This is a genomic window from Rhodococcus sp. R1101, from assembly GCF_000278445.1.
Classification (GTDB): domain Bacteria; phylum Actinomycetota; class Actinomycetes; order Mycobacteriales; family Mycobacteriaceae; genus Rhodococcus; species Rhodococcus gordoniae.
Genome location: NZ_AJVB01000355.1, coordinates 1 through 4030, shown reverse-complemented (window position 1 = coordinate 4030; position 4030 = coordinate 1). Strand labels below are relative to the sequence as shown.

The window sequence follows — 4030 nt, the reverse complement described above, 5'->3', positions numbered from 1 at the left end:
CACCGCGTCGTACTCGTGGGAGTGGGCAATCTCGGACGGGCGCTCGCCCGGTATCCCGGTTTCGACCGCCGCGGTTTCACCATGGCCGGACTCTTCGATTCCGATCCCGCCGTGGTGGGCACCCGTGTGGGCGACCTCGTCGTCCGGCCCGTCGACGATCTCGAGAGCGGCGCCCGCGAACTCGGCGCGACCATCGGTGTCGTCGCCACCCCCGACGACGCCGCGCAGCAGGTGTGCGACCTGCTCGTGCTCGCAGGGGTGCGCAGCATCCTGAGCTTCGCGCCCGTCGAACTCGAGGTGCCCGAGCATGTCGAGATCCGCCGCGTCGACCTGTCTGTCGAGATGCAGGTCCTGTCCTTCAACAGCACGCGCAACGACGAGACCGCCCGTTCCGCGAGCGCCGACGTCCGTCCGGCAGCCGGCGACGTCCGCCCCGCCGGCATCCCGCGGGTCTCCACCCGAAGCTCTGCACGGCGTACCACAACAGGAAAGGCGGGTCCGATGGGATCGGCCGCGACCAGAAACGGATCGGTGATCGCACCGTGAGTGTTCTCCTCGTCGGGATATCGCATAGGAGCGCACCGGTCCCGGTGCTCGAGAAGGTTGCGGTCACGGACACCGACCGTCCCAAGCTCACCGACAAGATGCTGGCGTCGGACAAGATCTCCGAAGCGATGATCGTCTCCACCTGCAACAGGGTGGAGATCTACGCGGTGGTCGACGCCTTCCACGGTGCGCTGGCCGCGGTCAGCGATCTGCTCGCCGAGCACTCGGGTCTTCCCGTCACCGAACTGCACAAGCACGCCTACGTCCGATACAGCGAGGCGGCGGCCGAACACCTCTTCTCCGTCGCGAGCGGTCTCGACTCGATGGTCGTGGGGGAGCAGCAGATCCTCGGGCAGATCCGCACGGCCTACGCCGCCGCCGACGCCCAGCAGGCCGCAGGCCGCACACTGCACGAACTCGCCCAGCAGGCGTTGCGTGTCGGCAAGCGGGTGCACTCGGAGACCGGCATCGACGCCGCCGGTGCCTCCGTCGTCTCCGTTGCGCTCGACAAGGCAGCGAACTTCCTCGGCGGCGACCTCCGGGGCCGCACCGCCGCAGTGATCGGGGCCGGTGCCATGGGCGGTCTCGCCGTCGCACACCTCGTCCGGGCGGAGATCGGCTCGATCGTCGTCGCCAACCGCACCCGCGACCGCGCCGAGCGACTCGCCGAGACCGCGCGGGCCGCCGGTGTCGAGGCCGAGGTCGTCGCGTTCGACGACCTCGCGGCCGCACTGAGCCGCGCCGATGTCGCCGTCACCTGCACTGGGGCCGTGGGCGCCGTCGTCACTCTCGCCGACGCGCACCGTGCGCTCGCACAGCCCGGGCGCGGCGAACGCCCCCTCGCGATCTGCGATCTCGGCCTGCCGCGCGACGTCGATCCCGCCGTCGCGGGTCTTCCCGGCGTGCAGGTCTTCGACATGGAGTCGCTGCAGCGCGACCCGTCGGCCGGCGCCGCGGCGAACGACGCGGACGCCGCCCGCACGATCGTCGCCGCCGAGTTGTCGCAGTACCTCACCGCGCAGCGCCTCGCGGAGGTCACCCCCACGGTGACGGCACTGCGTCAGCGTGCCGCCGAAGTGGTCGAGGCCGAGCTGATGCGCCTCGAATCGCGACTGCCCGATCTCGACGACGGCCAGCGCGGTGAGGTCGCCCGCACGGTGCGTCGGGTCGTCGACAAGCTCCTCCACGCGCCGACGGTGCGCGTCAAGCAGCTCGCGTCGACGCCGGGAGGCGACCAGTACGCCGAGGCCCTGCGGGAGCTGTTCGAGCTGAGGCCGGGTTCGGTCGAGGCGGTCGCGACCCCCACCAAGGACCTGGGCTCGCTGACCGATCCGACCCTCGCGGTGGATCTGTCCGCCGCACTGGACCCCGCTGTCACCACCGAACTCCAGGTCTCACGAAAGGACGGCACCGCATGAGCACCGAAGCCGCATCGGTTTCCCGCGACGACGTTGCTCGGCAGGACCGCCCACTGCGGATCGGTACCCGTGGCAGCGTGCTCGCCACGACCCAGGCCGGCACCGTGCGCGACGCACTCATCGCCGCCGGTCGCCCGGCAGAGCTCGTCATCATCACCACCAAGGGCGATGTCACCCCCGGCCCCGTGCAGCGCATCGGTGTCGGCGTGTTCACCGCCGAGCTGCGCGAGGCGCTGCTCGCCGGTGAGGTGGACGTCGCCGTGCACTCCTACAAGGACCTGCCCACCTTCCAGGACCCGCGCCTCGTCATCGCGGCCGTCCCCGAACGGGAGGATCCGCGCGACGCGCTCGTCGCCCGCGACGGACTCGTCCTCGGCGAACTTCCGCCCGGTTCGAAGGTCGGCACCTCGGCACCGCGCCGGCGGGCACAGCTCGCCGCGCTCGGACTGGGACTGCAGATCGAACCGCTGCGCGGCAACATCGACACCCGCATCGGCAAGGTCGACTCCGGAGAACTCGACGCGATCGTCATCGCGCGCGCCGGACTGTCGCGCATCGGACGCCTCGACCGCGTCACCGAGTCCCTCGAACCGGTGCAGATGCTGCCGGCGCCGTCGCAGGGTGCGCTCGCCGTCGAGTGCCGGTCGGACGATCCCGAGATGATCGAACTGCTCGCGGGTCTCGACCACGCCCCGAGCCGCGCCGCGGTCGTCGCCGAGCGGTCGCTGCTCGCCGAACTCGAAGCCGGATGCACCGCACCGGTCGGGGCGATCGCCGAGGTCGTCGAATCCCTCGACGACGACGGCCGCGTGATCGAGGAGTTGTCGGTGCGCGGGTGTGCCGCCGCCCTGGACGGATCGGATGTGCTGCGAGCGAGCGCGGTGGGGGCGCCGGAGACGGCCGAGGAACTCGGCCGTCGTATCGCGCGCGAACTGCTCGATCTCGGTGCGCGCGAACTCATGGTCGAGCACGGGATCGTCCCCGAGACGAGACCTGCCGATGATTGACCCAGCCGTGACCGTCACCCGATTTGCCCTTATCACTGATTTGACCGCACTGGAGAATGACCGATGAGCCGAGTCCGTAAGCACAACCCCGGGCGCATCCTGTTCGTGGGATCGGGGCCGGGCGATCCTGCGTTGCTCACCGTGCGCGCGCGTGACGTGCTGGCGGGCGCCACGATCGCCTTCACCGACCCCGATGTCGACAAGGGTGTCGTTGCCCTCGTCGGTTCCGACCACGGTGCCGACCCGGAGACCGGTGAACCCGTCGCCGAGGTCCGTCCCGCACTCGGCGAGCCCTCCGAGGTAGCCAAGACGCTCGTCGCGGAGGCGAAGACCGGACACGACGTGGTGCGCCTCGTCGCCGGTGATCCCCTCACGACCGACTCGGTGATCGCCGAGGTCAACGCCGTCGCCCGCACCCAGGTGGTCTTCGAGGTCCTCCCCGGTCTGCCCGCCGGATCGTCGGTGCCGAGCTACGCCGGCATGGCACTCGGCTCGTGCCACACCGAGGTCGACGTGCGCGGAGAGGTCGACTGGGCCGCGCTCGCCGCAGCCCCCGGACCCCTCGTCCTCCACGCGACCTCCGGTCACCTCGCCGAGACCGCCAGCGCGCTGGTCGAGCACGGTCTCGCGCCGCAGACCCCCGCAGCGATCACCGTGCGTGGAACCACCCGTCAGCAGCGCACCGTCGAGGCCACGCTCGCGACCCTGAACGACGCGGGCTCCGAACTCGTCGGGCCGCTCGTCGTCACCGTGGGCAAGGTCGTCTCGCACCGCAACAAGATGTCGTGGTGGGAGTCGCGCGCCCTGTACGGCTGGACCGTCCTCGTGCCCCGCACCAAGGATCAGGCCGGCGAGATGAGCGAACGACTCGTCACGCACGGCGCGATCCCCATGGAGGTGCCGACGATCGCGGTCGAGCCGCCGCGCAGCCCCGCCCAGATGGAACGTGCGGTCAAGGGTCTGGTCGACGGCCGCTACCAGTGGGTGGTGTTCACCTCCACCAACGCCGTGCGTGCGGTGTGGGAGAAGTTCGAGGCGTTCGGTCTCGACGCGCGGGCG

At 70.8% G+C, this 4030-nt stretch carries 4 protein-coding genes; all 4 read left to right on the top strand.

The annotated features are described in order from the left end of the window. The coding region (locus R1101_RS27315; protein WP_016934690.1) for a redox-sensing transcriptional repressor Rex at positions 1–546 on the top strand (546 nt) is incomplete at its 5' end. Next, on the top strand, positions 543–1964 hold the full coding sequence (locus R1101_RS0117675) for a glutamyl-tRNA reductase (protein ID WP_026003412.1): 1422 nt from the start codon (positions 543–545) through the stop codon (positions 1962–1964). The genes R1101_RS27315 and R1101_RS0117675, both read left to right, overlap by 4 nt. Beyond that, on the top strand, positions 1961–2971 hold the full coding sequence (gene hemC / locus R1101_RS0117670; RefSeq protein ID WP_016934688.1) for a hydroxymethylbilane synthase: 1011 nt from the start codon (positions 1961–1963) through the stop codon (positions 2969–2971). Before R1101_RS0117675 ends, hemC begins: the two co-directional genes overlap by 4 nt. A 63-nt stretch (positions 2972–3034) precedes the next feature. Further along, the coding region (locus R1101_RS0117665) for an SAM-dependent methyltransferase (RefSeq protein ID WP_037223991.1) at positions 3035–4030 on the top strand (996 nt) is incomplete at its 3' end.

Excerpts from the sequence above, each read along its gene's own strand:
- hemC (WP_016934688.1), top strand. The coding sequence starts at position 1,961 with ATGAGCACCGAAGCCGCATCGGTTTCCCGCGACGACGTTGCTCGGCAG.